General features: G+C 42.9%; 28 protein-coding genes, 2 pseudogenes and 2 riboswitches. Of the genes and pseudogenes, 16 read left to right on the top strand and 14 right to left on the bottom strand.

Annotated elements, in window-relative coordinates:
• Positions 1 to 18: 18 nt before the first annotated feature.
• The 4 genes from NCCP133_RS16150 (at position 19) to NCCP133_RS16135 (ending at position 1,440) form a co-directional block, all read left to right on the top strand.
• Complete coding sequence (locus NCCP133_RS16150) at positions 19 to 198, top strand: hypothetical protein (protein ID WP_264806102.1); 180 nt, start codon at positions 19 to 21, stop codon at positions 196 to 198.
• A 26-nt stretch (positions 199 to 224) separates the two neighbouring features.
• Positions 225 to 350 (top strand): FbpB family small basic protein, encoded by a 126-nt coding sequence (locus NCCP133_RS16145; RefSeq protein ID WP_264806101.1) that lies wholly within the window; start codon positions 225 to 227, stop codon positions 348 to 350.
• A gap of 14 nt (positions 351 to 364) precedes the next feature.
• Positions 365 to 1,147, top strand: coding sequence for a TerC family protein (locus NCCP133_RS16140; RefSeq protein WP_264806100.1), 783 nt, complete (start codon positions 365 to 367; stop codon positions 1,145 to 1,147).
• Between the two features lie 140 nt (positions 1,148 to 1,287).
• Positions 1,288 to 1,440 carry a YfhE family protein gene (locus tag NCCP133_RS16135; protein WP_264806099.1) on the top strand — a complete coding sequence of 51 codons (153 nt, stop codon included), beginning with the start codon at positions 1,288 to 1,290 and terminating at the stop codon, positions 1,438 to 1,440.
• Between the two features lie 52 nt (positions 1,441 to 1,492).
• Here NCCP133_RS16135 and NCCP133_RS16130 read toward each other — a convergent pair whose 3' ends face one another.
• Complete coding sequence (locus tag NCCP133_RS16130) at positions 1,493 to 2,047, bottom strand: GNAT family N-acetyltransferase (RefSeq protein WP_264806098.1); 555 nt, start codon at positions 2,045 to 2,047, stop codon at positions 1,493 to 1,495.
• 178 nt (positions 2,048 to 2,225) lie between these two features.
• On the opposite strand from NCCP133_RS16130, the gene NCCP133_RS16125 reads away from it, so the two are divergent.
• Positions 2,226 to 3,179 (top strand): alpha/beta hydrolase, encoded by a 954-nt coding sequence (locus tag NCCP133_RS16125; RefSeq protein ID WP_264806096.1) that lies wholly within the window; start codon positions 2,226 to 2,228, stop codon positions 3,177 to 3,179.
• A 27-nt stretch (positions 3,180 to 3,206) separates the two neighbouring features.
• On the opposite strand, the gene NCCP133_RS16120 is transcribed toward NCCP133_RS16125, so the two are convergent.
• Together NCCP133_RS16120 and NCCP133_RS16115 are read right to left on the bottom strand one after the other, a co-directional pair.
• Positions 3,207 to 3,707, bottom strand: coding sequence for a DUF2269 family protein (locus tag NCCP133_RS16120; protein ID WP_264806095.1), 501 nt, complete (start codon positions 3,705 to 3,707; stop codon positions 3,207 to 3,209).
• A gap of 122 nt (positions 3,708 to 3,829) precedes the next feature.
• Positions 3,830 to 4,246 carry a VOC family protein gene (locus NCCP133_RS16115; protein ID WP_264806094.1) on the bottom strand — a complete coding sequence of 139 codons (417 nt, stop codon included), beginning with the start codon at positions 4,244 to 4,246 and terminating at the stop codon, positions 3,830 to 3,832.
• Positions 4,247 to 4,422: 176 nt separating this feature from the next.
• On the opposite strand from NCCP133_RS16115, the gene NCCP133_RS16110 reads away from it, so the two are divergent.
• From NCCP133_RS16110 to NCCP133_RS16100, 3 genes and pseudogenes are all read left to right on the top strand, one after another.
• Positions 4,423 to 4,842, top strand: coding sequence for a CHRD domain-containing protein (locus tag NCCP133_RS16110; RefSeq protein WP_264806092.1), 420 nt, complete (start codon positions 4,423 to 4,425; stop codon positions 4,840 to 4,842).
• Between the two features lie 71 nt (positions 4,843 to 4,913).
• Positions 4,914 to 5,051, top strand: a complete 138-nt coding sequence (locus NCCP133_RS16105; RefSeq protein ID WP_264806090.1) for a hypothetical protein — start codon at positions 4,914 to 4,916, stop codon at positions 5,049 to 5,051.
• Positions 5,052 to 5,130: 79 nt separating this feature from the next.
• Positions 5,131 to 6,532 (top strand): annotated as a pseudogene (locus NCCP133_RS16100) (IS3 family transposase).
• 49 nt (positions 6,533 to 6,581) lie between these two features.
• Here the strand turns inward: NCCP133_RS16100 and NCCP133_RS16095 are convergent.
• Positions 6,582 to 6,971, bottom strand: a complete 390-nt coding sequence (locus NCCP133_RS16095; protein ID WP_264806089.1) for a YndM family protein — start codon at positions 6,969 to 6,971, stop codon at positions 6,582 to 6,584.
• Positions 6,972 to 7,063: 92 nt separating this feature from the next.
• On the bottom strand, positions 7,064 to 7,435 hold the full coding sequence (locus NCCP133_RS16090) for a PaaI family thioesterase (protein WP_264806088.1): 372 nt from the start codon (positions 7,433 to 7,435) through the stop codon (positions 7,064 to 7,066).
• Positions 7,436 to 7,657: 222 nt separating this feature from the next.
• Here NCCP133_RS16090 and NCCP133_RS16085 point away from each other — a divergent pair, with 222 nt between their 5' ends.
• The 5 genes from NCCP133_RS16085 to tenA all read left to right on the top strand — a co-directional run bounded on the left by NCCP133_RS16085 (position 7,658) and on the right by tenA (position 11,904).
• Entirely contained in the window at positions 7,658 to 8,767 is a 1,110-nt protein-coding gene (locus NCCP133_RS16085; RefSeq protein WP_264806087.1) for an alpha-hydroxy-acid oxidizing protein, read from the top strand.
• Between the two features lie 148 nt (positions 8,768 to 8,915).
• Positions 8,916 to 9,311: a DsrE/DsrF/DrsH-like family protein gene (locus NCCP133_RS16080; RefSeq protein ID WP_264806086.1), complete on the top strand. Its 396-nt coding sequence runs from the start codon at positions 8,916 to 8,918 to the stop codon at positions 9,309 to 9,311.
• 49 nt (positions 9,312 to 9,360) lie between these two features.
• Positions 9,361 to 9,744, top strand: a complete 384-nt coding sequence (locus NCCP133_RS16075; protein WP_264806085.1) for a DUF302 domain-containing protein — start codon at positions 9,361 to 9,363, stop codon at positions 9,742 to 9,744.
• A gap of 69 nt (positions 9,745 to 9,813) precedes the next feature.
• A riboswitch (TPP riboswitch) is annotated at positions 9,814 to 9,930 on the top strand.
• Between the two features lie 447 nt (positions 9,931 to 10,377).
• The gene (gene thiW, locus NCCP133_RS16070) at positions 10,378 to 10,866 is read left to right on the top strand and encodes an energy coupling factor transporter S component ThiW (RefSeq protein WP_264806084.1); all 489 of its coding nucleotides are present in this window, start codon (positions 10,378 to 10,380) and stop codon (positions 10,864 to 10,866) included.
• 191 nt (positions 10,867 to 11,057) lie between these two features.
• A riboswitch (TPP riboswitch) is annotated at positions 11,058 to 11,159 on the top strand.
• 55 nt (positions 11,160 to 11,214) lie between these two features.
• Complete coding sequence (tenA, locus tag NCCP133_RS16065; RefSeq protein WP_264806083.1) at positions 11,215 to 11,904, top strand: thiaminase II; 690 nt, start codon at positions 11,215 to 11,217, stop codon at positions 11,902 to 11,904.
• A gap of 38 nt (positions 11,905 to 11,942) precedes the next feature.
• On the opposite strand, the pseudogene NCCP133_RS16060 reads toward tenA, so the two are convergent.
• Positions 11,943 to 12,485: pseudogene (locus NCCP133_RS16060) on the bottom strand (DUF1287 domain-containing protein).
• A gap of 381 nt (positions 12,486 to 12,866) precedes the next feature.
• On the opposite strand from NCCP133_RS16060, the gene NCCP133_RS16055 reads away from it, so the two are divergent.
• Complete coding sequence (locus NCCP133_RS16055) at positions 12,867 to 13,496, top strand: hypothetical protein (RefSeq protein WP_264806082.1); 630 nt, start codon at positions 12,867 to 12,869, stop codon at positions 13,494 to 13,496.
• A gap of 300 nt (positions 13,497 to 13,796) precedes the next feature.
• Positions 13,797 to 14,642 (top strand): DUF6843 domain-containing protein, encoded by an 846-nt coding sequence (locus NCCP133_RS16050; protein WP_264806081.1) that lies wholly within the window; start codon positions 13,797 to 13,799, stop codon positions 14,640 to 14,642.
• Positions 14,643 to 14,674: 32 nt separating this feature from the next.
• On the opposite strand, the gene NCCP133_RS16045 is transcribed toward NCCP133_RS16050, so the two are convergent.
• From NCCP133_RS16045 to NCCP133_RS16010, 8 genes are all read right to left on the bottom strand, one after another.
• Complete coding sequence (locus NCCP133_RS16045) at positions 14,675 to 15,382, bottom strand: FixH family protein (protein ID WP_264806080.1); 708 nt, start codon at positions 15,380 to 15,382, stop codon at positions 14,675 to 14,677.
• A gap of 132 nt (positions 15,383 to 15,514) precedes the next feature.
• Complete coding sequence (locus tag NCCP133_RS16040; protein WP_264806079.1) at positions 15,515 to 16,663, bottom strand: MGDG synthase family glycosyltransferase; 1,149 nt, start codon at positions 16,661 to 16,663, stop codon at positions 15,515 to 15,517.
• Positions 16,664 to 16,679: 16 nt separating this feature from the next.
• Positions 16,680 to 17,267: a DedA family protein gene (locus tag NCCP133_RS16035; RefSeq protein WP_264806078.1), complete on the bottom strand. Its 588-nt coding sequence runs from the start codon at positions 17,265 to 17,267 to the stop codon at positions 16,680 to 16,682.
• Between the two features lie 7 nt (positions 17,268 to 17,274).
• On the bottom strand, positions 17,275 to 17,973 hold the full coding sequence (locus tag NCCP133_RS16030; protein WP_264806077.1) for a polysaccharide deacetylase family protein: 699 nt from the start codon (positions 17,971 to 17,973) through the stop codon (positions 17,275 to 17,277).
• Between the two features lie 183 nt (positions 17,974 to 18,156).
• Positions 18,157 to 19,164: a FecCD family ABC transporter permease gene (locus NCCP133_RS16025; RefSeq protein WP_264806076.1), complete on the bottom strand. Its 1,008-nt coding sequence runs from the start codon at positions 19,162 to 19,164 to the stop codon at positions 18,157 to 18,159.
• A complete protein-coding gene (locus NCCP133_RS16020) occupies positions 19,161 to 20,171 on the bottom strand; it encodes a FecCD family ABC transporter permease (protein ID WP_264806074.1) in 1,011 nt (336 codons plus the stop codon). The genes NCCP133_RS16025 and NCCP133_RS16020 overlap by 4 nt, the downstream gene beginning before the upstream one ends.
• A gap of 219 nt (positions 20,172 to 20,390) precedes the next feature.
• Positions 20,391 to 21,317: an iron-hydroxamate ABC transporter substrate-binding protein gene (locus NCCP133_RS16015; protein WP_264806073.1), complete on the bottom strand. Its 927-nt coding sequence runs from the start codon at positions 21,315 to 21,317 to the stop codon at positions 20,391 to 20,393.
• Positions 21,268 to 22,113 carry an ABC transporter ATP-binding protein gene (locus NCCP133_RS16010; RefSeq protein ID WP_264806072.1) on the bottom strand — a complete coding sequence of 282 codons (846 nt, stop codon included), beginning with the start codon at positions 22,111 to 22,113 and terminating at the stop codon, positions 21,268 to 21,270. Before NCCP133_RS16010 ends, NCCP133_RS16015 begins: the two co-directional genes overlap by 50 nt.
• Positions 22,114 to 22,337: 224 nt before the next feature.
• Between NCCP133_RS16010 and NCCP133_RS16005 the strand changes: the two genes are divergently transcribed.
• Positions 22,338 to 23,387 (top strand): NAD(P)/FAD-dependent oxidoreductase, encoded by a 1,050-nt coding sequence (locus tag NCCP133_RS16005; protein ID WP_264806071.1) that lies wholly within the window; start codon positions 22,338 to 22,340, stop codon positions 23,385 to 23,387.
• The last annotated feature ends 126 nt before the right edge of the window (positions 23,388 to 23,513 follow it).

The following is a 23,513-nucleotide window of genomic DNA, read 5'->3' as shown; positions in this document are numbered from 1 at the left end:
AGTTAAGAGCTCCCGGCTTTGTTGGCAACCTTACCGTTGTTAGCAAGACCTTTGCCTGTTTCGGGTAAAGGTCTTTTTGTTTTTAAAAACCTTTACCGCTTGCTGGTAGAGGTTTTTTTATTGCCTTATAAAGCTTGGCAATACAATTCCTCAACTGACATAACTGCAAGGAAACAGCGTGAAGCTATTAATACTTAAAAAATTTAAGAAAAGGAGGCTGAGAATTGAAGAAGCCTAAAATGTCTTTCGCTGAACTAATTCAGAAAAACAAAGAAGAGCTCCTTAGAGATCGAGAAGAGCTTATGAAAATGGAAAAACGCCTGGATGAAAAATACGTAAAAGCTAATTAAGGGAGGATATTTGGATGGAATTATCGCTTTTGTTGGAGTATGGATGGGTATTATTGCTGCTGATTGCACTGGAAGGATTGCTTGCAGCAGATAATGCGCTTGTTTTAGCGATTATGGTTAAGCATCTTCCGGAAGAGCAAAGGAAGAAGGCTTTGTTTTATGGATTGACAGGAGCATTTATTTTTCGCTTCGGATCCCTATTTGCGATTTCGTTTTTAGTAGATGTTTGGCAGGTTCAGGCCATTGGAGCGCTCTACCTTCTGTTCATCGCGGCTAACCACATATTACGAAAGTTCCTGGTGAGAAAAGGCGAGGAAGAGGCTGGGGTGACGAAAGAAAAGAAAAAGTCAGGCTTTTGGATGACAGTTTTTAAAGTAGAGCTCGCTGATATTGCGTTCGCAGTAGACTCAATTCTGGCAGCAGTAGCACTGGCTGTGGCTCTTCCAGATTCAGGATTGGGCCATGTAGGCGGACTTGACGGCGGGAAATTCTTTGTCATCTTTGCCGGCGGTATGATCGGATTAATCATTATGCGTTTCGCAGCAAATCTCTTTGTGGATCTGCTTCACAGGAGACCTGGCCTTGAGATAGCAGCTTTTGGTATTGTCGGATGGGTTGGCGTTAAATTAGCTGTCTACACGATGTCCCATCCGGCGCTTGCGATTCTGCCTGAAGGATTTGCCAAGTCTTCTGAGTGGAAGATTACTTTCTATGCAGTCTTAATTGGGATTGCATTGGCTGGCTGGTTTTTATCAAAGGAAAAGCAGGAAGCACCTATTGAGGAAAAAGCAAGCTAATAAAAGGCAAGGCGGAGGCCTCTCTACCTTGTTTTTTATTGGGAAAGTAAAATGGCATTCAAGTACGACAAATCGCGTATGTTTTTTCCTTTCTGAGCAGGGTAAACAAAATATAGACACCATCAGAAAGGAGAATTTATATGAAGGACAAAAATGTACCGTATAAAGGCTTCAATACTGAACAAAGCAATGGTTTAACCGACACACAGGAAGTGAACTATAGCAGTGAGTTTAAAGAGGCATATAAAGCAGAACAGAGACAGGATTCCAAGGAATCCGACGATAAAAAATGATAAATAGATTTTCAGGAGCTCTGCCATTCAGCTGGCAGAGCTCTTTTTTCAATCAAACGTTTGATTGAATCTTGCCGGGCCCAGTCTGCTCATGCCATTCGGAACGGAGGATGCCCATTTCAATCAGGTTCCAATATTCACCCTTCACCTTATTTGTTTGCCTGAGAAGTCCTTCTTTTTGGAAGCCTGCTTTCTCGTAGACTTTTATTGCCCCTCTATTAAAATCAAACACCCCAAGGCTGACTCTATTTAATTTTAACTCATTGAAAGCGATGGCCAGTATCTGCCGGATCATTTCGGATGCATAGCCTTTTCCGCGAGCGGCAGGGGTGACGAAAACCTTCCCGATCCTGCCGGTTTCGTTTGTCCAATCAATGCGGCCAAGGGAGATATGGCCGACTGTGGCTTCTGTTTCTGTTTCGATTACTTTATAAATGTATTCCGTGCTGTTACTTTGATTGGCCGAGCTGATATACTTTGCTAGCTGCCCATGATCAACAGGAAACTTGAAATGGGCAATTCTCCATTGAACCATGAGTTCTGTTGTTGTTATCCAGCTTAAGAGCAAATCAAAATCTTTCTCGGTAAAAGGTTCTAATTTTATCATTGGAATTCCTTTCGTTTTTCGAAATATGGATATCATTCTCTGTTATTATAAATATATAATAAATATGATGTAGAGAGCAGGGGAAAAGCTATAAATCATTCAATCAAACGTTTGATTAAATGCCTGCAGAGCCTTGGCTGACATGGGTTAATAGGGATTTGAAAAAGGAGATTCATAGATGAAAAAGAGAGTCATTTTGATAGCCGGCAGTGTGCTGATTTTATTATCGGCTGCATTGCTTAGTGCAGGGAGTTATTTTTACAATGTGGCCATCAACCGGAGCCATGATCCAGTTGATTTATATAGCGGGAATGCGCAGGCTGTCAGCGCTGCGTTGGAGGAGGAGACACAGGCGAAGCTGGAGGAGGTTATGAAGTGGACAGAGGAACAAACCTTTGACCAGCTTGAGATCACCTCAAATGATGGCTTGATACTGAAAGCTCGCTTTTTAGATAATCCGGATTCGAGCGGAAAAGCCGTGATTCTGGCTCATGGCTATAAGGGGAATAGTGAGCAGATGCCGGGCATTACCAAGTTTTATTACGAACTGGGATATGATGTGCTGAAGCCTGATGCCAGAGGGCACGGGGAAAGCGAAGGCGATTATATTGGATATGGCTGGCATGAACGTAAGGACTATCTTGGATGGATTGATTTATTGAAGGAGGAAAATGGTGCAGACAGGATTTTCCTGCATGGATTCTCAATGGGAGCTGCGACCGTATTGATGGCAAGCGGAGAAGATCTTCCGCCTGAAGTGAAGGGGATTATTGCGGATAGCGGCTATACGACGGTCCATGAAGAACTGGCCCACCAGCTGAAGCATATTTACCATCTTCCATCCTTCCCTTTGATGCAGGTTACAAGTGTCTTTACAAAAATCAGGGCCGGATACTCTTTCAATGAAGCGTCCGCTATCGAACAGGTGAAGCAAAATGAGCTTCCTCTGTTCATCATTCATGGTGATCAGGATGATCTGGTGCCAACTGATATGGCCTATGAGATTTTTGAAAAAGCCGGCGGCGAAAAAGAGCTGTGGATCGTGCCGGGTGCAGGGCATACAGACGGATATACGGTGGCAGAGCAGGAATATCAGGAGAGGCTGAAGGAATTTCTTAATGCCGCACAATAGAAAAATGGCAGTGAATCACTGCCATTTTTATTTTTGCTTTTTCTTTTTCCAGGGCCTTAATACGGAAATACCAAAGATGAAGAGGGTAACAGCGATTTGAAAGTATACGGCATATTGGCGGGTTATATGATTATCAATAAAAACAGGATTCGATAATGCCTTGCTGCCTTCCGCTTCAAGAAGAGTCATATTTTCCATCATTAGTTCATCGACGATAATAATGCCGACCACGGTTTGGATGATAAATAAAATCCATTTGACGGTAACCCATCTGTGATTGAAAAATCCCCAGTTTGTAAAAAATCCATAAATAAAGCCAACTAATAACGTACCGATTGCACCAATCCGAACGACATAATCACTAATTGTCACCACATTTTTGTACATTTCCAGAGTTTGACCATAGGCGGCCATTTCCATGGAGAAGTTTAATGTGAGCGAGCTCATGATCCCCCCGAAAAATAATGAAACGAGAATGATATGAAGGATTTTCAGCCACCTGGCCGCTTTTGTGCTTAATTTTTTCAACCTTTTTCCCTCCTTTTTGAAACACTTTATAAGTGTAGCAAGGGAAAAGGGATGTCCATATCAGCCTCCGCCGTAATTTGCAGTAGGGCGCTGGTCTTATTTTGGCATATAAAAACCGCTCGTTAATGAGCAGGTTTATTGCCCTTTATGCAGCATATGCAGGCGCTGAGCAGGTTGCCATCCGGATCTTTGAAGCCGAATCCGCCAAGGCCGTGCTCCTGGTTGAGGTTGAGTGGCCCAACTTCCACGTTCTTCTCCTGCAGCCATTGGTGGAGCTCTCTTAAAGAAGGTGTATAAAAATCAATCACACTATGCTCGACACCATCATTCGAGTTGGCGAATGAAAGAGATTTCCCTTCTGCTGCGGTTTCAACCAGGAATATCGTAGGCACACCCTTTGATTGAAAGCTTAGCATGGCGTTTTTCTCACCTTTGAACTCTACTTCAACACCAAGAACATCTACATAAAAATTAACCGATCGATCCAGCTTGGATACCGGAATCTCGACTGTTGCAATATGAGAAATATAGTTGGACATGTTTATCCTCCTTTGGAATTTAGCTATATAACTATTTAGCGGAAAGAGGGAAAAAATCCTTCTTTCCATAAGCATACCGCCAATTTAGCGCTTTATCTCGGTGTTTGTACAATCATTCTTTTGCCCCAAGGCATAAAATATATCATTAAATTGTGTAATGAACAGGAGGAATAATAATGGACAGAAATGAACTTTTTTTTGCCAGGTTAAAAGGCAGTGAAGAAGTTCCGCCAGTTCGTACCGATGCTTTTGGCACGGCAAAATTTAAAGTAAGCAAGGATAAGAGGAAAATGGGCTACCGTTTGACAGTTAATGATCTTTCCAACTTTACTCAAGCTCATATTCACTTAGGAAGAAGGGGTGTAAATGGCCCAGTTGTCGTTTTCCTTTTCGGCTTAATCGATCCTGACATTAGTGTAAATAAGGGTGTTGTAGAAGGGATCATTACAGCCAGGGATTTAGTGGGTCCTTTAGAAGGAAAACCTCTATCCGTTCTTATAGACCTGATGAGTGATGGGGACACATATGTTAACGTGCATACAGCCCAAAACCCAGACGGAGAGATTCGCGGTCAAATCAAGCCTTATTGGTGCTAATAAGCTTGAATGATTAATTCCTTGAAAAGTGAGCATATTAATTTTTAGAACACTTGAAAGGGGTCATAACGTTGAAAAGGCAGGATGAAAATAGAGAAAAGCCTCAAAATTCACTTACAGAAGAGCAGCAGCTCATCAATGAATTTGGCAAGCATGATGGCAGTCAGCCGATTCCGCAGCCTAAGGATTATGATGAGATTGAGTATTAAGAACCCTGCAAAAAAGACTCCAGAATGATGTGCACCCCAAAAGTTAGACGAACTAATTCTAACTTTTGGGGTGTTTTGTGTGGTCAAATATGATGAAGGATTTAAGCAGAGTGTGGTTAACGCTTATTTAGCTGGTGAAGGTGGATATGCTTCCTTGGCTAACAGATTTGGAATCCGAAGTAAAACCAATATAAGAAAATGGGTCAGTGCGTTCCTGCAGTTTGGGAAACAGGGCTTGACTACTAAAAAATCAAATACGAATTTTCTTGTTCAATTTAAATTAGATGTCTTAAACTATAAGGAAAGAACAGGAGATTCCCTTGAAGAAGTTGCTAGAAAATTTGGCATTACTGATCCGCCTATGATTCATAATTGGTTGACAAAATGGCAAAATGATGGTATTGAAGGGCTCTCTAAATCAAAGGGGCGTCCGTTAATGTCGAACAAGCCGAAGAAGAAGAAAAATGAAAAGAAAATGACGAAGGAAGACCAACTATTAAAAGAAATAGAATTACTTCGTGCGGAGAATGCCTATTTAAAAAAGCTCCGAGCTTCAGGGATAAATATTCCGAACCGACTGCTAAAACAGAATCCAGGATCATCCACGAACTCAGAAAAGAATTCAAATTAGCAGTTATTCTTGAAGCTACAGGTTTTCCAAAGGCAACTTATATGTATTGGCAAAAACGATTTAATGAATCCAATCCGGATGAAGAGATTGAAAAGATTATCCAAGAAATTGTAGACAGACATAATGGAAATTATGGCTATCGACGAATTGATATGGAATTGCGTAAGAAAGGTATATCGTAAATCACAAAAAAATCCTACGGATTACCAATAAACTTGGTATTATTTGTATATCATTCACACGTAACTCTCGTAAATACAGCACGTATAAAGGAACCGTAGGCAAGATTTCGAAAAACCTTGTAAACCGTAGATTCCATACAAGCATACCACATCAAAAATTAACGACTGATACATCTGAATTCAAATACTACACGACCGATTCTAATGGGAAGTTAATCATTAAGAAGGCTTATTTAGATCCGTTTCTAGATATGTTTAATGGTGAAATTCTATCTTTTCGATTCTCAGAACGGCCGAACGCTCAAGCAATCATGGATGCTTTAGACGAAGCAATTGAAATAACAAAAGATTGCCCCTATCGAACTACTATACACTCTGATCAAGGCTGGGGTTATCAAATGAAAAGATATGTAAAGAAACTAAAAGATAATGGTATCTTTCAAAGTATGTCCCGAAAAGGAAACTGTCTGGATAATTCACCTATGGAGAATTTCTTCGGGATAATGAAACAGGAAATGTATTACGGTAAAGTTTATAAATCATTTGAAGAGCTTAAGCAAGCAGTAACTGATTATATTTTTTACTATAACAATGAACGGATAAAAGCAAAATTGACTGGCATGAGCCCGGTGGAATACCGTCTTCATACCAGTCAACTAGCTGCTTAAATATTTTGGTCTAACTTTTAGGGTTCAGCACAGAATGAGGAGTCTTTTTTTAATCATGAGCATCATTATTATGAAAAACCCGGTTGTCCAGGTATCCGTGGAAGAACCATTCTCCTGCACCAATGACAAGGGCGGAAACAAAGGCTGCCAATGCAAGATTGTCTTTTCCGGCCACAAGCATTTCCTCTAAAAGCCAGATGACGAAAAAGCTCAGGCCGATATCTGATACTGTGGCAATGGCATTCCTTTTTGTATGCTCGGTCTCATCACCAGCCATTCGAAATATCATCATGTCGCCGAGTACATAAGCTGCAATCGTCAGAACAAAGCTAATGATCAGCGTTTCGGTGAATCCAATATCAAAGAAACCGGTTAAGACTATTCCCAAAACGGCCGTGATCATTATAAATTTAATCAAGATTGCTTTCACATGCTCCATGCTGAAATTCCTCCCTATCGTTGTTTACGTATCTATACCCTGCACGCGATAGGATATGCGGTGGATTTCCAGAAAAGGGGATTTAGTTTTAATCAGATAGAAGCGAAAATGCCGGATGCTTTGGCAACCAGCTGATTCTCGTTATTGTAGATCAGGCAATCTGTGTGGTTCAGTGTCCGGCCTCTTTTTACCAGATGGGCATCGGCAATAAGATACTCACCGGTGGCGCCCCTTAAAAAGCTAACCTTTAAATCTGCAGTTACGACGGTTTGCATATTGTTTTCATCCGGTCTAAAAATATTCCCCATCGCGACATCCGCCAGCGTGGAAATAATCCCGCCATGGACAAGTCCGGCGCTATTGATGAAAAGCGGCTGGATTGGCAAAGTCACTTTCATCTGGGTTTCATCGACTCTTTCATAATGAAAACTTAAAAATTCATCAAAAGGCTGTTTGATTAGCATTATGTACACTCCAATATGGTTAAGGTATGTTGACTTATTCACGAATTTTCGATGAAATCCCTGCTTTTTGAAGAAAATCGTTTGCTGTTAAGGTTTGTGGAGACCGGGTATCCGCGATATCCAGAATATAATCGCGAAACGCCAACGTGGTTTCAATAAATCCAAAAAAATGATATTATTTTCAATAAATTCTAATTTTAAGCGAGAGGCAGGACTGGAAAAATGGCAAAGGTAGAGAATATTAGCTTCGCAGAGAATTTCCCGATCTCCTACACAGAGCTGGAGAAGGAAGCAGAGAAGAAGATGGCCGCTGGGGGATTTGGGTATGTCCAATCAGGTGCGGGCGGGGAAGAAACCCTGAGAAAAAACACGGAATCATTCGCGAAATATTCGATTGTACCAAGAATGCTGAGGGATGTTTCGGTACCGGATACAAGTGTGACGCTATTTGGAAAGACATATCCTTATCCCATTTTTCTGGCGCCAATTGGAATGCAGCGGCTTGAACATGAAGAGGGGGAGCTTGCGTCGGCCAAAGCGGCGGCTGCTTATCAGGTTCCTTTTATTCAGAGCACGGTTTCAAGCCACTCGATTGAAGAGATAGCCGCAGCAACGGGCAGCAGTCCGAAATGGTTTCAGCTATATTGGTCCAATCACGAAGAGACGGCTTTTAATATGGCGCGCCGTGCGGAGGAAGCCGGGTATGAAGCGATCGTTTTAACGGTCGATACAGTCATGATGGGATGGAGAGAAGCGGATCTCAGGAACAATTTTTCTCCCTTAAAGCTGGGCTATGGAAAGGCAAACTATGAAACTGATCCGGTATTTATGGCCTCTCTTAAAGATGGCGATGTGGTCCAGGGGATCCTCGATAATATCCATCATCCAACTTTAAGCTGGGAGCATGTTGCCAGATTAAAAGAGATAACAAATTTGCCGGTTCTAATAAAAGGCATCCTCCATCCGGAAGATGCGAAGCTTGCGGTTGAGAAAGGAATAGATGGAATCATTGTTTCCAATCATGGGGGGAGGCAGCTGGATGGTGTGATGCCTGCGATTGATGCACTTGGACCAATTGCGAAAGAAGTAAATGGACGGATTCCGGTTCTCTTTGACAGCGGGATTCGCCGCGGGTCAGATGTGGTTAAAGCGCTGGCGCTTGGAGCGGATGCGGTTTGCCTGGGAAGGCCATATGTATATGGATTGGCCATTGGCGGGCAGGCTGGCGTAGAAAAGGTGCTTGCCAATTTTATAGAAGAAACAAAGGTCTCCCTCTCTTTGGCCGGGGTCAGCAGCTTGAAGGAAATGGCTTGCCTGCAGCTCATAAGATAGATTGAGAGAAAAGCTCCCTGGAGAAAGGGAGTTTTTTTGTTGACAGAAGAATCTATGTTTAATAGCATACCTATAGGGGTAAAAATATAAAGAGCTTACCTAGAGTCTTAAAATGTCCCCAAAAATAAAAATTTCAGGAGGAATTACGATGAGTAAAAAAGTAGCAATTATTGCAAGCAACGGCGGATTATTTGATGCATACAAGGTGTACAACATTGCGACTGCGGCGGCGGCAACAGATGCAGAAGTAGCGATTTTCTTCACTTTCGAAGGGTTAAACTTAATTCATAAGGAAGCATACCAGCAGCTTCCAATGCCTGAAGGAAAAGAGCATTTTGCAGAGGGCTTTGCAAAAGCCAATGTTCCTGCAATTCCTGAATTAGTGGCAATGGCACAGGATTTAGGCGTTAAATTTATTGGCTGCCAAATGACTATGGATGTTATGGGACTTGAAAAAGAAGCTTTTGTAGATGGAATCGAAGTTGGCGGAGCTGTAACATTCCTTGAATTTGCCAACGATGCGGATGTTACGCTAACATTCTAGTTGAAGATTTGCCGTCCACCAAAATACCGATACAAAAGGAGTTGCAATCATGTTCGAATACACAGTAGAAACCGAAAAATCGATTGATGAAGCTATTTCTTCGCTTGAAGAAAGCCTGAAGGAAGAAAAATTCGGGGTCCTTTGGCAGTTTAATGTCCAGGAAAAACTGCAGGAGAAAGGGCTGGACTATGATGAATCTTTCCGTGTTTTAGAAGTTTGCAATCCATTTGAAGCACATCGCGTATTAACACAGAACAAAATGGCTGGCTATTTCTTGCCTTGTAAAATTGTAGTCTATGAGGATGCCGGCAAAACGAAAATTGGCATGCCTAAGCCGACAAGCATGATTGAACTCGTCAATGACGAATCCGTTAAAAGCATTGCGGCTGATATTGAAAACCGTTTAATCGGATGTATTGATAAAAGCATCTAAGCAAAAAGAATGATGACAGTCCCGGAATAATTTGTTAAGCTTGAGGCAGCTTATCAAATTAAATATCTATGAAACTACTAGGGGTGCCCCGAATGTGCGGGCTGAGAGGGAAGCGCGATATAGCTTTCCGACTCTTATAGACCTGATCTGGTTAATGCCAGCGGAGGGAAGTAGGCTTTGACGGTATGTCGAATCATTTATACTTAAACCAAGCCAGGTCCTTTCGCGGATCTGGCTTTTTTTGAAGGAAAGAAAGAACTTCGATAACTGTCCAGCTCCAGGCGCCATCGGCTCGAGGTCATAAGCTTGTCTAGTTTCGGCTCCTAGGGACTCGAGACATAAGCCAATCCCTTTCAGAAGGGAAGAACACCTTCTTACAGGGCTCGTCTTATGCTTGTCGTCCCTGGGCAGTCGCCTACACATTTCTAACAATCCGTCCAAAAGGTTAAAGAACAACCTTTCAGCCGGCTCGTCTTATGCTTGAGGCCCGCAGGATGCGGGTCATGCAGACGTTGCCACAGGAAGTGGCGGTTTTAGTCTGCGTTCCTAGATGGCGGGCGCCTTGCGCTTTTCTTGTGTACATACTTTTCTCCACGATAAGCGATCAGGCTGCCCTTGAGGAAGGAGGTTAAGGTGAATAAAACCCGTTTATTGACGACGATGGCATTATTTGTGGCGATTGGAACGCTGGGATCCCATTTATTATGGTTTCCGGCAGGTGTGGCCAAAGCCTATCCCGTCCAGCATGCGGTGAATGTATTGGCGGCAGTAACGCTTGGGCCGCTGCCGGCAGTGGGAGTGGCGTTTATGATCGGATTGCTGCGAAACCTGCTTGGTTTTGGGACGCTTCTTGCTTTTCCAGGCGGAATGATTGGCGCTTTTTTGGCAGGCGTGCTTTATCTAAAATTCGGCCGGAAAATCTGGGCTGCAGTTGGAGAAGTAGTGGGAACTGGCATCATTGGAGCACTGTTTGCCGTCCCGTATGCAAAGATATTGATGGGAAGCGCAGCTGGCGCATTCTTCTTTATACCGCCATTTCTTGTCAGCAGCTTTGCCGGTGCGGCTATTGGATGGATGGTACTCGCTAAAGTAAAGGAAAAAAATTTAGTGCAGAATATGTGAGTTTTTAGTTGGCGGCGTTGCTGAACGGAGGAACAGAGAGTTTGAAGCCGAAGGAGAAAAGAAGCGGCGGCAGAGAGCAGTATGAAGCAACTTCAGAGAAATAAGCGGGACAAAGCGGTTTCATAAAGCAGGTATGAAGCAACTTCACCGAAACTAGTTAATAGAAGTGGTAGAAAAAAATTAAACAATAAGAAAACTGCTAGGGGCGCTTCGGCTGAGATAAGGAGTTTTTCCTTTGTCCCTTGGAACCTGATCTGGGTAATGCCAGCGCAGGGAAGCGGTGAGGACCTCATTTTTTCCTCATGCTTTTCCCCGGCAGCTTCTGAATAATGAGGAGGCTATATTTTAATGACTTTTACAGAAATTCTACGCAAAGAGAATGATGATTTATTTCAGCTTATTTTTCAGCATCCGTTTGTACAGGGAATTGGGAGAGGGGATGTGCCGAAAGAGGCGCTGGCCCATTATATTAAAGCCGATTATGAGTATTTGAATGCTTTTATGCATATATACGGAATCGCCATTTCCAAGTCTCCTGAGCGGAAGGATATTGCTTATTTCAATCAGCAAATTGAATTTGTACTGAACAGCGAAATCCACCCTCATCATAACTTCTGCCAGCAGATTGGTGTAGAATATGAAGCGCTTCAGGGCTTCCCGCTTTCTCCGACGGCAGACCATTATGTGAAGCATATGATGTACCATGCCCATACAGGCGGGATGGGTGAAATTCTGGCTGCACTATTGCCTTGCCCTTGGACTTATTGGGAAATCGGGCTTGAGCTCATGAAGCAATATGAGCCGCAGGAGGACCATCCTTTTTACCCATGGATTTCTTTCTATGCAAATTTAAGGGTTGAAACAGTTACCATGAATATGAGGAATCGTTTGGATGAGCTTGCGGATGCGGCATCTCCAGAAGAAAGGCAGCGAATGAAGGATGCCTATCGCAAAAGCTGCCAGCTGGAGCTTGGATTCTGGGAGATGGCTTACACCTGTGAGGAGTGGCCAGCAGGCAATACGGTAGCAGCACGATAAAAAAACGGAAATTGGTTCGAAAACCAGGCAGATGGTTATCAATAAACACGCCTGCTTCTGCTTCGCGGCAGGGCAGGCGTGTTTTTTCGAAAATTCCATCTATAATGCGCCGTAATGGGTGTGTTAAAGGAAGATAGCTTCACTTCGGCCGCAAAAGGTGTGGAGTTATGGATGACGTAAGGAATGCCATCTTTTGTCCGTTTGTCAGATATGATGGCGACATGGTCAAACTTGGGAGAAAGGAAAACAACGATATCGCCGGGCTGCCATTGCTGAAGGTTATTTGGGTCTCAAGGAATAAGCTTCGTGGTTAAAGCTTTTGCGTACCGGCTGAAATACACATTTTGATTGGGGACACGCCTGAAATCGATGTTCGGATCCGGTTTGCCGTTTACGCGCTAATATAAGTCCGTGTTTTCTGCAATATCCATGTCGATAAGATCTTTGATTGTAATTGATGCCCCGTTAAATCCCCGCCAGATTACATCTTTACAAACACCTTCTTCATCAGGAGGGTATCCCCCGGCATAATAGGCGCTTTTATAAGGCGTGCGCTGCTCCACTTCTTTTCTCGCGGCCATGACTACATCAATTGGATCGGCGATGCCGTTTTGATTGCGGTCAGCTCGAGAATAGTCAGCGGGAATATCAACCTTTTTTGAAAAAGGGTTCTCCAGATGAATGCCGATTGAATCCAGTATGATTCCATTCCGGAAAAAGAGAATGAATATGAGCAGAACACCAACACCAAGTATGGCAGCGAAAACTTTTTTAGCATCATGATCTCCTTCTGCGTTTTATGGATTAGACGCCCTTTTTACCACAGGGACAATGAAAAAATTCTGGATGAATTAAAGTCGATGCCAAAGCCGCTCTTGCCACGCAAGCTTCAGGATGAAATGCATCAGGAGATTCGGCAGTTTTCCGCTCAGTACAGCCGGCGAAAAAGGTGGGGAAGGATAATGAAAAGATCGTGGGCCAGTGTTTTAACGGCTGCAGCTATATTCATTTTGGGTATTGTCGGTCTGGAGATGTTTGGAGAAGAGAAAGGGAGTCCGCAAAATGCTTCCGAGCAGCCGGGTGTTGATATACCGGAAACAGATCAATTAGATGACCCTTCATTGGGATTACACCAAGTGGCATTGCAAGATCTGTATTTTGAAATACCAAATCAGAAAACGGATGTGGTGGTTGACCGGAAAATAAAGGATGGATTTACGGTGGTTGATATCCTGGATAAAGATACGGGTGAGATCATGTTCACGTATGGAGAATCGGAAGGGGATGTACCGATTAAGACGGTGTATCGGGATCTTAAAACGGAAACTGCAGACGTGAGGCTTCAGGTGACGGTGGAGATTGATAAAGAGAGCGGCATGATTACAAAGGTCATGGACAAACATGTCAGTGTGGAGCCGCAGCCATTCCAAATGGATAAGGATAATATCTATTCCACCCCAAGGAGCGGAACATTTCCTGCTGAAAATCTTGGAGTGGTGGCCCATTTGAATGTCGATTGGGGAACCGAAAGAAAAAACAGAATGGAACAAATCTATGAAGGGTTTCTAATCGGAGTGAGAAAAAGTGAATGACCTGTTTCCTGCTGGAGCAGGTTTTTTCATTATTAAGATTAATCTTAGTACATATAACAGATGGTGGAATGGGAAGTGGTGCATAAAATCGGAAAGTTACGCATAAGTGAACGAGATTGAGTCAAAAATGGAAAAAGTGGTGCGTATATCGGTGAAAGTGGTGCATAAATTTTGAAGAGCAGCTTTTTCTTACTTTAATGGATGATTTAGCCTGTTTTTTCCACAGTGTTTATAGGGATAACCTCCTTTTCATGTTACAATATATGTGAAGAAATTCACAATTCTTAAGGGGTGATGCTGATGCTATTATCCAAATTAAAAACAGCACTTTATTCATCCATCGTCTTCACTTTTGGCTTCTGGCTGCTTTTACTCTTTACAGAAGGGGAAATGTTTTCTTTTGTCTTGATCATGATATTCCTCTATTGTCTATTTGGAAATGTCATTTACGGTGTTCCGGTTTCGTTGCTGTCTGAATTTCTTACAAACAGGTTCATCCGCTGGCGGCTTCCAGCAGCTGCTTTTATACATACGATGCTGGGTGCAGTCACTTATTTTTTTACTAAAGGGTTCGCCTTCTTTGCTCTTCTTGCTGCGTTGCTTTTCTTCCTGATGGACGAGCTGCGAAAATGGGACCGGGTGATGCCAGCCGGGAAAATAGCTGCTTTAAATGCAGCGGCAATTCTATTGGCTGGTTTGCTGCCGATGGCCCTGCTTTGGATTCTTCAAAAAGCCGAAGTGGAGGCAAAGACAAATGATCTGTACCTGATTCCTCAAGGATGTATTGGACAGGTGATGATTTTGCATGAGTTCGAGTATGCCCCGGAACCGGAAACAGAAGGGGAGTATGATGTTTTTAGCATAAACAAAAAGGGATATGCTGTTACCGGTTTGCCGCAAAGTGAAGGCTTGATTGAAGACTTATATTATTATGTTGGTGAAAAGGGAAATCGTGAAGAAATCCCGGAGCACTGCATCAAATTAAGGGGAGCAGGTTCAACGATGGGAGATGGATACGAGTATTCCTATACCCGTTTTACTGTAGGATGCCGGGAGGATAGTGATGATCTGCAAGATGGGCCATCTGTTGAGGAGATCCTCAATGACGAAGGCGTGCTTGATGAAATCAATCAAACGTTTGATTGAACAAAAAAAGCTGGAGAGTCCAGCTTTTTTTGTTATTTCACTGTTAATTGGCTGAGTTGGTGTTCATGAATTTCTTCTTTAGTTACATGAACTTTAATATTGTAAGAACCTGATTTTGAAAAGAACTTGCTTGCAAGATATTCACCCGGGATGCTTTCTGAGGCTTCTATATATTCAGATTGCTGCTGTTCATCCTGCCAGACTTCAAAGCTAACATTTGCGTTGGTTAAAGGCTTGCCTTCCTTCAGGATTTCAGCCGTTATTCTAGCTTTCCCATCTTGTTTGAGAGCCCCATCTGTTTTCAGGTTAATCGAAACATGGCTATGTGGATGTTCTTCCTCCTGAAAGACAACCGTATTTTCAGGTGTACCCGCAATGACTTGCTTTGTCGGCATCCGGTGCATATTTCTTGCTGTGACGTGGGCTACAACATAGTATTGTCCATTTTCAGGGAAGCTCTTTTTAACTGAATAAATGCCATCGCCCTGGTGTTCAGCTTTGAGCATTTCCCGGTCATTCCGCCCAGATTGCCATATTTCAAAAACAACATCATTAGCATCCATTACTTTTTCGTCTCCATGTGTAACGATTGCTTTTAAAGTTACTTCCTCATGGGGGGTGATTGATTGGGGCGTCTGAATTGAAACCTCTAATTTGTTTTCGCTTTTCCCGCTGTCTTTTACCATGGAGCAGCCAGCGAGAAGAATAACACTTAATAAAATAACCGTATACTTTTTCATCTTTACTCCTCTTTCTATGCATTTTCCATCATAAGTATGGACAATGGAGGCAGTTTCTATAACCTAAATTTATTATGGTGCCCGGCACTGAGAAAAAGTATGCAAAAAAAACAGCCTGGAATCTCCAGGCTGTTAATGATATACGGTAGGAATGGCTTTTAATGAATGAACTGGCTCTGCATTTTTTCTGCCTGTACCTTTAATTGCGGCGTGTATGGCAGTCTCAAGCGGACAAGTGATTTCTTTTAGATAGGCATCGATGTTTGTCCTTAAAGCCAGAATGGCTGCCTCATCCTTAAGCTGTTTAATCACTTGGTCATTATTGATGACGATCACAAGCCTTTTTTCCAGCAGAAAATCCAAGTTGATTTCCTCTTGCCCTGGAAGGGAAGTGTGAATCAGAATGGGCAGCCTTTTTTGAAGGGCTTCACTTATGGTAACGCCGCCTGGTTTGGTCATGATGGCATCCGCTTCGTCATATAGCTTGTTCAATTCATCAGGATCATGGATATAACCAATCGGTACTATTTGCTCGGAATGCAGCTTTCGAAGTTCCCCGAAGAGTTCTTCATTATTTCCGCAAAGAATCCTGAATTGAATATGAGGAAGTTTTTGCATTGCACTAATTAGATCGAATGAATCCAGTAAGCCGCTGTTTCCCCCGGCAACCAGAACATGGCGAATCCGTTCTGTTTCATAAGGTGAGGGAAACTGATACGTTGTGCTTACAGGAATACCTGTGACAAAAATACTTTCACCAGAAAGATGATGTTTGCTTATTAATTTTTGCATTGCTTCGTGATGGGGAACGAAATGGTAGTCAATCCCATGCTTGCCCCATATATCATTAATAAAAAAGTCTGTATATACATTCACCGCTGTAAAGCGCTGGTAACCCCCTTTTTGTTTTAATGAGCTAATGATTCCGGATGGAAAGGAATGGGTGCAAAATATAAGATCTGGCTTTTCCGTTTCAAGGAATTTCTGCATTTTTCTTTCAAAGTAATAGGATAACACCTGCAAATCAGGCTGCATTTTAAATGGATGCTGCTTGTACATGATGGTGTAGTATAAAGCCCTGTAAAGAAAAGGGGCTCCGAGAAATCCTTTTAGATAAATTCCTGACACAAGTTTCTCCAGTTTTACACTGCAATAGCTTAAAAAATCGACTATTTTAATGTCCGCATCAGGATATTGTTCCAGGACATGTTCCTCGATCGTTTCGGCAACTTTTAAATGCCCGGTGGGAAATTGGAATAATGGAAGCACCAGAACTTTCATATTGGCCCTCCTTTCCTTACTTTATTTTATTTTTTACATATTTAAAAAGCATGTAGATTAAGAAAATCACTAATAACAGCACCCCAAGAAAGGGGGCGTATTTAGGATTAATGTGAAAGAGGTCTCCTGCAAAATATCCGGCTCCGATTATGGGGACCACCCAGCAAAGAGAGCCCGCCAGGGAATAAAGGAAGTACCGATGAAATGGAACTTTTGAAATGCCTGCAAAATACGGGCTTATTTGGCGTATGCCAGGCATATAGAAACCGGCAAATATCATCAGCCGATGATCATTTAGGTAGCTTTTCTCGGCCTTTTTCCATCGTTCTTCCGTTATGCCAATATACTTACCATACTTTTTTAGGAAAGGCTTTCCGGCATTTTTGCCGATCCAATAAGCTGTAAGCATGCCAAGCAACGCACCCATCTCAGCGCTGAAAGCAGACAGCCCAAAGGCAAGCTTGTGATTTCCGATTAATACACCAATCAGGAATAACAGCGATTCCTCTGGAGCCGGTATGCCGACAATCCCGAAAAATAGAAATAAAAAAATGATCCAATACCCGTATGAAGAAATAAATTCAATAAGTGTTTCCGTACCCATCGCAAGACTACTCCCGATTTCCTGTTTTTAAAGAAACAAAGCATATCCCTTTTTCTGCTGCCTGCTGAAGATAATCATCCAAATGGCGGATCATATACTCAGGAGCATTAGCGTCAGCGCCCAAGGTTTTACCACTGTCATGAAGCAGAAAAATCCTCCCTGGTTTGGATGCCTTCGCTAAAACCTCCGAAAAATCCGCCCGAATATGCTTGACCTTCCAATCCTTAAATATGCCAGCCCACATAATGATTTCATAGTTCCTGGCGATCCAAAGGGAAAATAAATTGAAATGCCCCCATGGAGGCCGGTAAAGAATGACCTCATCATTTACCGTTTTTTCAATCATTTGCTTCGTCCGGATCAGCTGTTTTTTTAACGAGACCGGTCCCAAGATCCAGCTTGAAATGTGCCGGTAGTGATGGATGCCGATTGCGTGGCCTTCTGCATGCATTCTTTTTAGCAGCTCTTGCCCTTGTGCTGCCTTTTCCCCGACGACAAAAAAGGTTGCCTTAACATGATGCTTCTTTAAGACATCGAGAAGGCGGGCAGTATAGCGGGGATCAGGACCATCATCAAAGGTTAACGCAATAGCGTTTGGCTCTGCTATTTCTTTTACAATCCCCCAATTTAGCTTTCGTATAATCACAGTGGGGAGTATACCGTAAAGGATAAAGAAAATGAAGATGGATGTTAAAAAATAAACCATGGAAAATTAAGTCCTTTCCTATGGATGATTCACTTACTTCCATTCCCTGTTTATAGTGAGGATAACCTTAATGTCGCGATAGAATGTCAAGTAAATGTCCTCTTTTATGGTAAGGAGTGCTAAATAGGAAATCAAGGTTAAAAGGCTGCATCCAGGAATGCAGCCTTACTGATAAAGGAAAAATTATTTTTTCAATAATAAATACATAAAATAAGGAGCCCCTATGAGTGCGACCATGATGCCAGCCGGAAGTCCGTCTGGATCTACGAGGTTTCGGCCAAGCGTGTCGGCGAATAATAGAAGCCATCCTCCCAAAAGAATAGCAATCGGAATAAACAGCTGGTTGCGCGGTCCGACAAGTGCTTTAGCCATATGCGGCGCAATTAAGCCTATAAAGGCAATTCCGCCAGTTACAGACACAGCTGAAGCTGCCAAAGCAACAGCGGTAAGCAGAAGGATGATCCGTTCTTTTTCAATCGATACACCTATTCCAATGGCGACAGGCTCATTTAGGCTTAAGAGATTCAAACGATTTGCTTTATACAAAGTAAATGGAATAAGCAGAAGAAGCCAAGGAAGGAGTGCCCAGATGAATGGCCAATCCGTCCCCCAGATATTCCCTGATAGCCATTTAGCAATGAAATCGACTTTCTCTCTTTCAGCGGATGAGATTAGGACAAGCATGACACCTGAAAGTGCCATGGAAAAGCCGACCCCAACCAGCACCATTTTTACAGGCTGAAGCCCTTCACTTTTTTTATAGGAAAAAGCATAGATCAGAATGGCTGTAATGAGAGCGCCGAAAAATGCGCATAGCGGCAGCATGTAGATGAAAGAGCCAGCTTCTATCGGGAAGAACAGAAAGAAAACGGCTATAGCAACACCGGCACCGGAGTTTATGCCAATGATGCCCGGGTCCGCCAGATCATTGCGAGTTATTCCTTGTAAAATGGCACCGGACAATGCAAGTGCCATGCCGGCGAGTACAGTGATAAATACCCGAGGCAGCCGAATCGAAAATAACACGAATTCTTCTTTAAAAGTGCCCTGTCCCAGGATCGTCGGGATCAAGCGGTCATATGAAAGGGAGGCATAGCCTAACCCCATCCCAATAACAATGGTTATCATAATAAGCGCTGATAAAATTCCAATTAAAATCCGCTGTTTTTTTACTAACTCTGGCTGGATCATGAGAATGCCTTACCTCCTTTATGTACGATGAACAGAAAGAAAGGAAGCCCTATTACTGCAATAATAGCCGCTACGGGTGTTTCGTAAGGAGCATTGATGGTTCTGCCGAGTGTGTCGGCCAGAAGCATCAATGCAGCTCCTGTAAGGGCGGACATGGGAAGAATAAAACGGTAATCGGTACCGACAATAGCACGCACAATATGAGGCACCATTAATCCGATGAACGCCATATTGCCGACCAGTGCAACGGAAGCGCCTGCAAGCAGGGTAACTAGGATGAACAGGATGGTTTTAATTCGAGTTGTATTTTGGCCCAAGCCTACAGCAACTTCTTCATTTAAGCTTAAAATAGTAAGCTGCTTGGACATAAAAAGGGAAACGAGTATGCCAATTGAGATAACTGGAACAATTACTTGCAGCTGGGTCCAGGATGTGCCGACGAGTCCGCCTGCAGTCCACATGCTGACATCTTTTGAAATCTTAAAATAGATGCCGATACCTTCTGCGATTGCAAAAAGGAAGGCAGAAACCGCAGCTCCGGCCAAAACAATCCGGATAGGAGAAAAACCGCCTTTTTTCATGGCGCCAATGCCGAAAACCAATAGAGCTCCGACAGCGGCACCGATAAAGCAGGCGAAAAGGATCCCTATGTAATTTGCTGAAGGAATAAGAACAAGAGTTAATGCAAGTGCGGCATTTGCACCAGCCGTTAATCCAAGCAGCCCCGGATCAGCAAGAGGGTTTCTTGTCATTCCTTGCATGATGGCCCCGGAAACGCTAAGAGCAGCTCCGACAAAAATGGCAGCCATTTCACGGGGCAGACGGATTTCGCGAATAATGGAAATTTTTTCTCCTGAAGCATTAGAAGTAAGCGCCAGCCAAACATCTCTGACCGTAACATCCGCTGCACCAAACACACAAGCAGCCACAAACATGCCGGCAAAAATAACGAAGCCTGCTGCCAGTTTATATATAAATGGAATGAAGGGTTGAGCATCTTTAGTCATTGTACTCTCATCTTTCTTTATAGGATCAGAAATATCTTTGAACTTCGAAACTGTTTTAGGTCCACAAGGAAAGCTGCGGAAGCAAAGTATCTCACGGCCAAAAGCACCTTCTTTTGGAGGAAGTGGCGTCTTAGTCTGCGTTCCTCCGTGGGCCAGGCGCCTTCCGCTTTACTAAATAGGAAAGAGGAATTCCCAAAAATAAGAATCCCTCCTTCAGTATTAGTTTCCTAAAAATGACTCTTTAAAGAATTCCAGCTGTGCATCAAGTGTGATTGGGTCACTGAAGGATGCACCGTTGCCTTCCATTTCAAAGACACGGTTATTTTTTACAGCAGGAATATTTTTGTATGTTTCCGTTTCCTGGAACGAATGATCTGCATCGGAGTATTTGCTAAGGACGATATAATCTCCTGCATATTCTGGAAGCACTTCTGTCGAAATGGCATAGTAGCCATCTTTCAACGCCATTTCCTTAACTTTTTCCGGCATTTTCAAGTCCATTGCCTGATACAGGATTTCAGTTCCGCGTGCCCAGTTATCGCCAAATACATAAAGCTGCTTATCAAAGATTTCGAATACAGATACGGTTGCATCTTCTCCAATCTTTGCACGGATTTCTTCACCAGCTGCTTCGGCACGCTGTTCGAAGTCTTCTACCCATTTTGTTGCTTCGTCTTCTTTATTCAGAAGCTTGCCAATTTCCACATGCTGCGACAGATAATCTAATTTTCCCCATGTGTAAGTTACTGTTGGGGCAATTTCTTTAAGTTTATCGTAATTTTTAACGGTTGATAAGGCAATAATCAAGTCTGGCTCCAATTCAATAATTTTTTCCAGGCTATCTTCGGATACTTCTTCAGCATTTTTTAATTCTTCTTCAAACCGAGGGTTATTTTTAGACCATGTATCTACTCCGACGATATTTACACCTAACTGCATGACGTTTCCTGTAAAACCGGAGAGGAGGACAACTCGCTTAGGATCAGCAGGGACTTCGACCGGTCCAGTTTCGGATTCGTAAGTAACTGTGCCCGTTTTTTTGTCTTCTTTTGGTTCAGATGAGCTTGTATCTTTTTCTTCGGTATTGCCGCAGGCGCTAATTAGCAGAAGCAGCAAGATGGTAAACGGGATCAAAAGTTTCTTCATGATGGTTTTCTCCTTTTAGTAAATTGTAAGTAATGCACATAGGTTTATTTGTGCGGGGGTCGCGTCCGATGACGGCATCAATATTAAATACTTTTCTTAGTACATCTTGTGTGATGACTTCTTCATAGCTTCCCGATTTGACGATTTCGCCATCCTTTAATGCAACTATATGGTCAGCGAACCGGGCTGCCTGGTTTAAATCATGCAGGACCATCACGATGGTGCGCTGCTGCTCCTCATTCAGCTTTTGAAGAAGCTCAAGAACTTCAAGCTGATGGGCCATATCCAAATAGGTGGTCGGCTCATCAAGGAAAATGATCTCCGTTTCCTGTGCAAGGGCCATGGCGATCCACACTCTTTGGCGCTGTCCGCCCGACAAAGCATCAACAGGCCGGAATTTAAAATCCTTTGTGCCTGTCACATCGAGTGCCCAGTCGATGACATCATAATCCTTTTTCGTCAATCTTCCGAAGCCTTTCTGATAAGGGAAACGTCCGTAAGAGACCAGCTCGCCAACCGTTAAACCGCTTGCACTTTCGGGTGTTTGCGGCAGAATTGCCATTTTCTTGGCAAGGATCTTTGTATTTTCCTTTGAGATGTTTTCTCCATCCAAAATCACCGTGCCCGATTGATGGGAAATGATCCGGGTAATCGCTTTTAAAAGGGTAGATTTACCACAGCCATTTGGACCAATGATGGTCGTGATTTTTTTATCTGGAATTTGGACGCTTAGATCCTTTACAATTAGGCGTTCGCTATATCCAATGTTCAAGCCTTCTGTATATAGGCGGACCATTATGTAACCTCCGTTTAGTTGAAAATTTATTTTTTTGTGGTTGTCAATTAGTGATAATGATTATCAATTTCGGTTCTTTCTTACTATAAGTCTATCTGTTTTTTCTGTCAATAGAATTTAAAGGAAAACTCTTTAGAAAAATTTCATTGTCAAAGATGAAGAAAGGACGTATAGTTTAAGTGAGAATGATAATCAATAGTAATTGATTATAGGAGTGAACGGAAATGATACAGATGGAGATCTATGATGTAACAGTAATTGGAGGAGGTCCTGCAGGGCTTTACTCGACTTTTTACAGTGGTTTGCGGGAAATGAAAACAAAGCTGATTGAATTCCAGCCGCAGCTGGGCGGAAAAATTCATGTATATCCGGAAAAAATGATCTGGGATGTTGGCGGACTGACGCCAACTCCGGGAGCAAAGCTGATTGAACAGCTGGTTAAGCAAGGACTAACGTTTAATCCGACGGTTGTTCTGAATGAAAAAGTGGAGTCTATCAGTAAGAATAAAGATGGAATATTTGTTTTAAAGGGGTCTTCCGGCGAAGAGCATTTTTCCCAAACTGTAATTGTTGCAGTTGGCAGCGGAATCTTAAAGCCGCAGAAGCTGAAGATTGAAGGTGCAGAGCGGTTTGAGGTCTCCAATCTGAACTATACAGTCAAGTCTCTTGCACATTTCAAGGACAAAACGGTCATTGTTTCAGGAGGAGGCAATTCGGCAGTAGATTGGGCCAATGAACTGGAGCCGGTGGCGAAGCAGGTATATATTACCTGCAGGAGAGATGCTTTAACCGGACATGAAGCCCAGGTTTCGCAGCTGATGAATAGTTCGGTTATCTGCATCTGCCATACATCGATTACAAAATTGATTGCAGGCGGAAATCATGAAGAAATTGATCAGGTTGAATTGACGAACCATGAAACGGGCGAGGTTTCTTACTTGGCGATCGATGAAGTTGTGATTAACCATGGATATGAACAGGATACGGAACTCTTGAAAAATAGCAATCTGAACATTGACATGCTGGACGATTTCTATATTGCCGGCAATTCGAACAGCGAGACTTCTGTTGAAGGGCTTTATGCCGCTGGAGATATTCTAAAACACGAGGGCAAGCTTCATTTAATTGCCGGAGCTTTCCAGGATGCTGCGAATGCTGTTAATAAAGCCAAGCAGTATATTGAGCCGGATGCTGCCGAAGCAGCAATGGTTTCCTCTCATAATGAAGTTTTTAAAAAGCGGAATCGGGAATTGGTAAAGCAGCTGGTGAAGTAGGAGGGAATTGGGGATGTGCAGATAGATATTTTATCCGCACATATATATAGTGTATGCACACATAACGTGGCAGTATGGGTTAAATTCAGCACAAAAAGAGATGTCTGAACACCCAAAATAACTGAA

This window comes from Cytobacillus sp. NCCP-133, assembly GCF_026011715.1.
Classification (GTDB): Bacteria; Bacillota; Bacilli; order Bacillales; family Cytobacillaceae; genus Cytobacillus.
Note: the sequence above shows the minus strand (reverse complement) of the source record. Positions and strands in the feature narration are given on the sequence as shown.

Coding starts and splice junctions, on each gene's coding strand:
- NCCP133_RS16140 (WP_264806100.1), top strand. CDS start 365: ATGGAATTATCGCTTTTGTTGGAGTATGGATGGGTATTATTGCTGCTG.
- NCCP133_RS16135 (WP_264806099.1), top strand. CDS start 1,288: ATGAAGGACAAAAATGTACCGTATAAAGGCTTCAATACTGAACAAAGC.
- NCCP133_RS16130 (WP_264806098.1), bottom strand. CDS start 2,047: ATGATAAAATTAGAACCTTTTACCGAGAAAGATTTTGATTTGCTCTTA.
- NCCP133_RS16125 (WP_264806096.1), top strand. CDS start 2,226: ATGAAAAAGAGAGTCATTTTGATAGCCGGCAGTGTGCTGATTTTATTA.
- NCCP133_RS16115 (WP_264806094.1), bottom strand. CDS start 4,246: ATGTCCAACTATATTTCTCATATTGCAACAGTCGAGATTCCGGTATCC.
- NCCP133_RS16110 (WP_264806092.1), top strand. CDS start 4,423: ATGGACAGAAATGAACTTTTTTTTGCCAGGTTAAAAGGCAGTGAAGAA.
- NCCP133_RS16095 (WP_264806089.1), bottom strand. CDS start 6,971: ATGGAGCATGTGAAAGCAATCTTGATTAAATTTATAATGATCACGGCC.
- NCCP133_RS16090 (WP_264806088.1), bottom strand. CDS start 7,435: ATGCTAATCAAACAGCCTTTTGATGAATTTTTAAGTTTTCATTATGAA.
- NCCP133_RS16085 (WP_264806087.1), top strand. CDS start 7,658: ATGGCAAAGGTAGAGAATATTAGCTTCGCAGAGAATTTCCCGATCTCC.
- NCCP133_RS16080 (WP_264806086.1), top strand. CDS start 8,916: ATGAGTAAAAAAGTAGCAATTATTGCAAGCAACGGCGGATTATTTGAT.
- NCCP133_RS16075 (WP_264806085.1), top strand. CDS start 9,361: ATGTTCGAATACACAGTAGAAACCGAAAAATCGATTGATGAAGCTATT.
- tenA (WP_264806083.1), top strand. CDS start 11,215: ATGACTTTTACAGAAATTCTACGCAAAGAGAATGATGATTTATTTCAG.
- NCCP133_RS16055 (WP_264806082.1), top strand. CDS start 12,867: ATGAAAAGATCGTGGGCCAGTGTTTTAACGGCTGCAGCTATATTCATT.
- NCCP133_RS16050 (WP_264806081.1), top strand. CDS start 13,797: ATGCTATTATCCAAATTAAAAACAGCACTTTATTCATCCATCGTCTTC.
- NCCP133_RS16045 (WP_264806080.1), bottom strand. CDS start 15,382: ATGAAAAAGTATACGGTTATTTTATTAAGTGTTATTCTTCTCGCTGGC.
- NCCP133_RS16040 (WP_264806079.1), bottom strand. CDS start 16,663: ATGAAAGTTCTGGTGCTTCCATTATTCCAATTTCCCACCGGGCATTTA.
- NCCP133_RS16035 (WP_264806078.1), bottom strand. CDS start 17,267: ATGGGTACGGAAACACTTATTGAATTTATTTCTTCATACGGGTATTGG.
- NCCP133_RS16030 (WP_264806077.1), bottom strand. CDS start 17,973: ATGGTTTATTTTTTAACATCCATCTTCATTTTCTTTATCCTTTACGGT.
- NCCP133_RS16025 (WP_264806076.1), bottom strand. CDS start 19,164: ATGATCCAGCCAGAGTTAGTAAAAAAACAGCGGATTTTAATTGGAATT.
- NCCP133_RS16020 (WP_264806074.1), bottom strand. CDS start 20,171: ATGACTAAAGATGCTCAACCCTTCATTCCATTTATATATAAACTGGCA.
- NCCP133_RS16015 (WP_264806073.1), bottom strand. CDS start 21,317: ATGAAGAAACTTTTGATCCCGTTTACCATCTTGCTGCTTCTGCTAATT.
- NCCP133_RS16010 (WP_264806072.1), bottom strand. CDS start 22,113: ATGGTCCGCCTATATACAGAAGGCTTGAACATTGGATATAGCGAACGC.
- NCCP133_RS16005 (WP_264806071.1), top strand. CDS start 22,338: ATGATACAGATGGAGATCTATGATGTAACAGTAATTGGAGGAGGTCCT.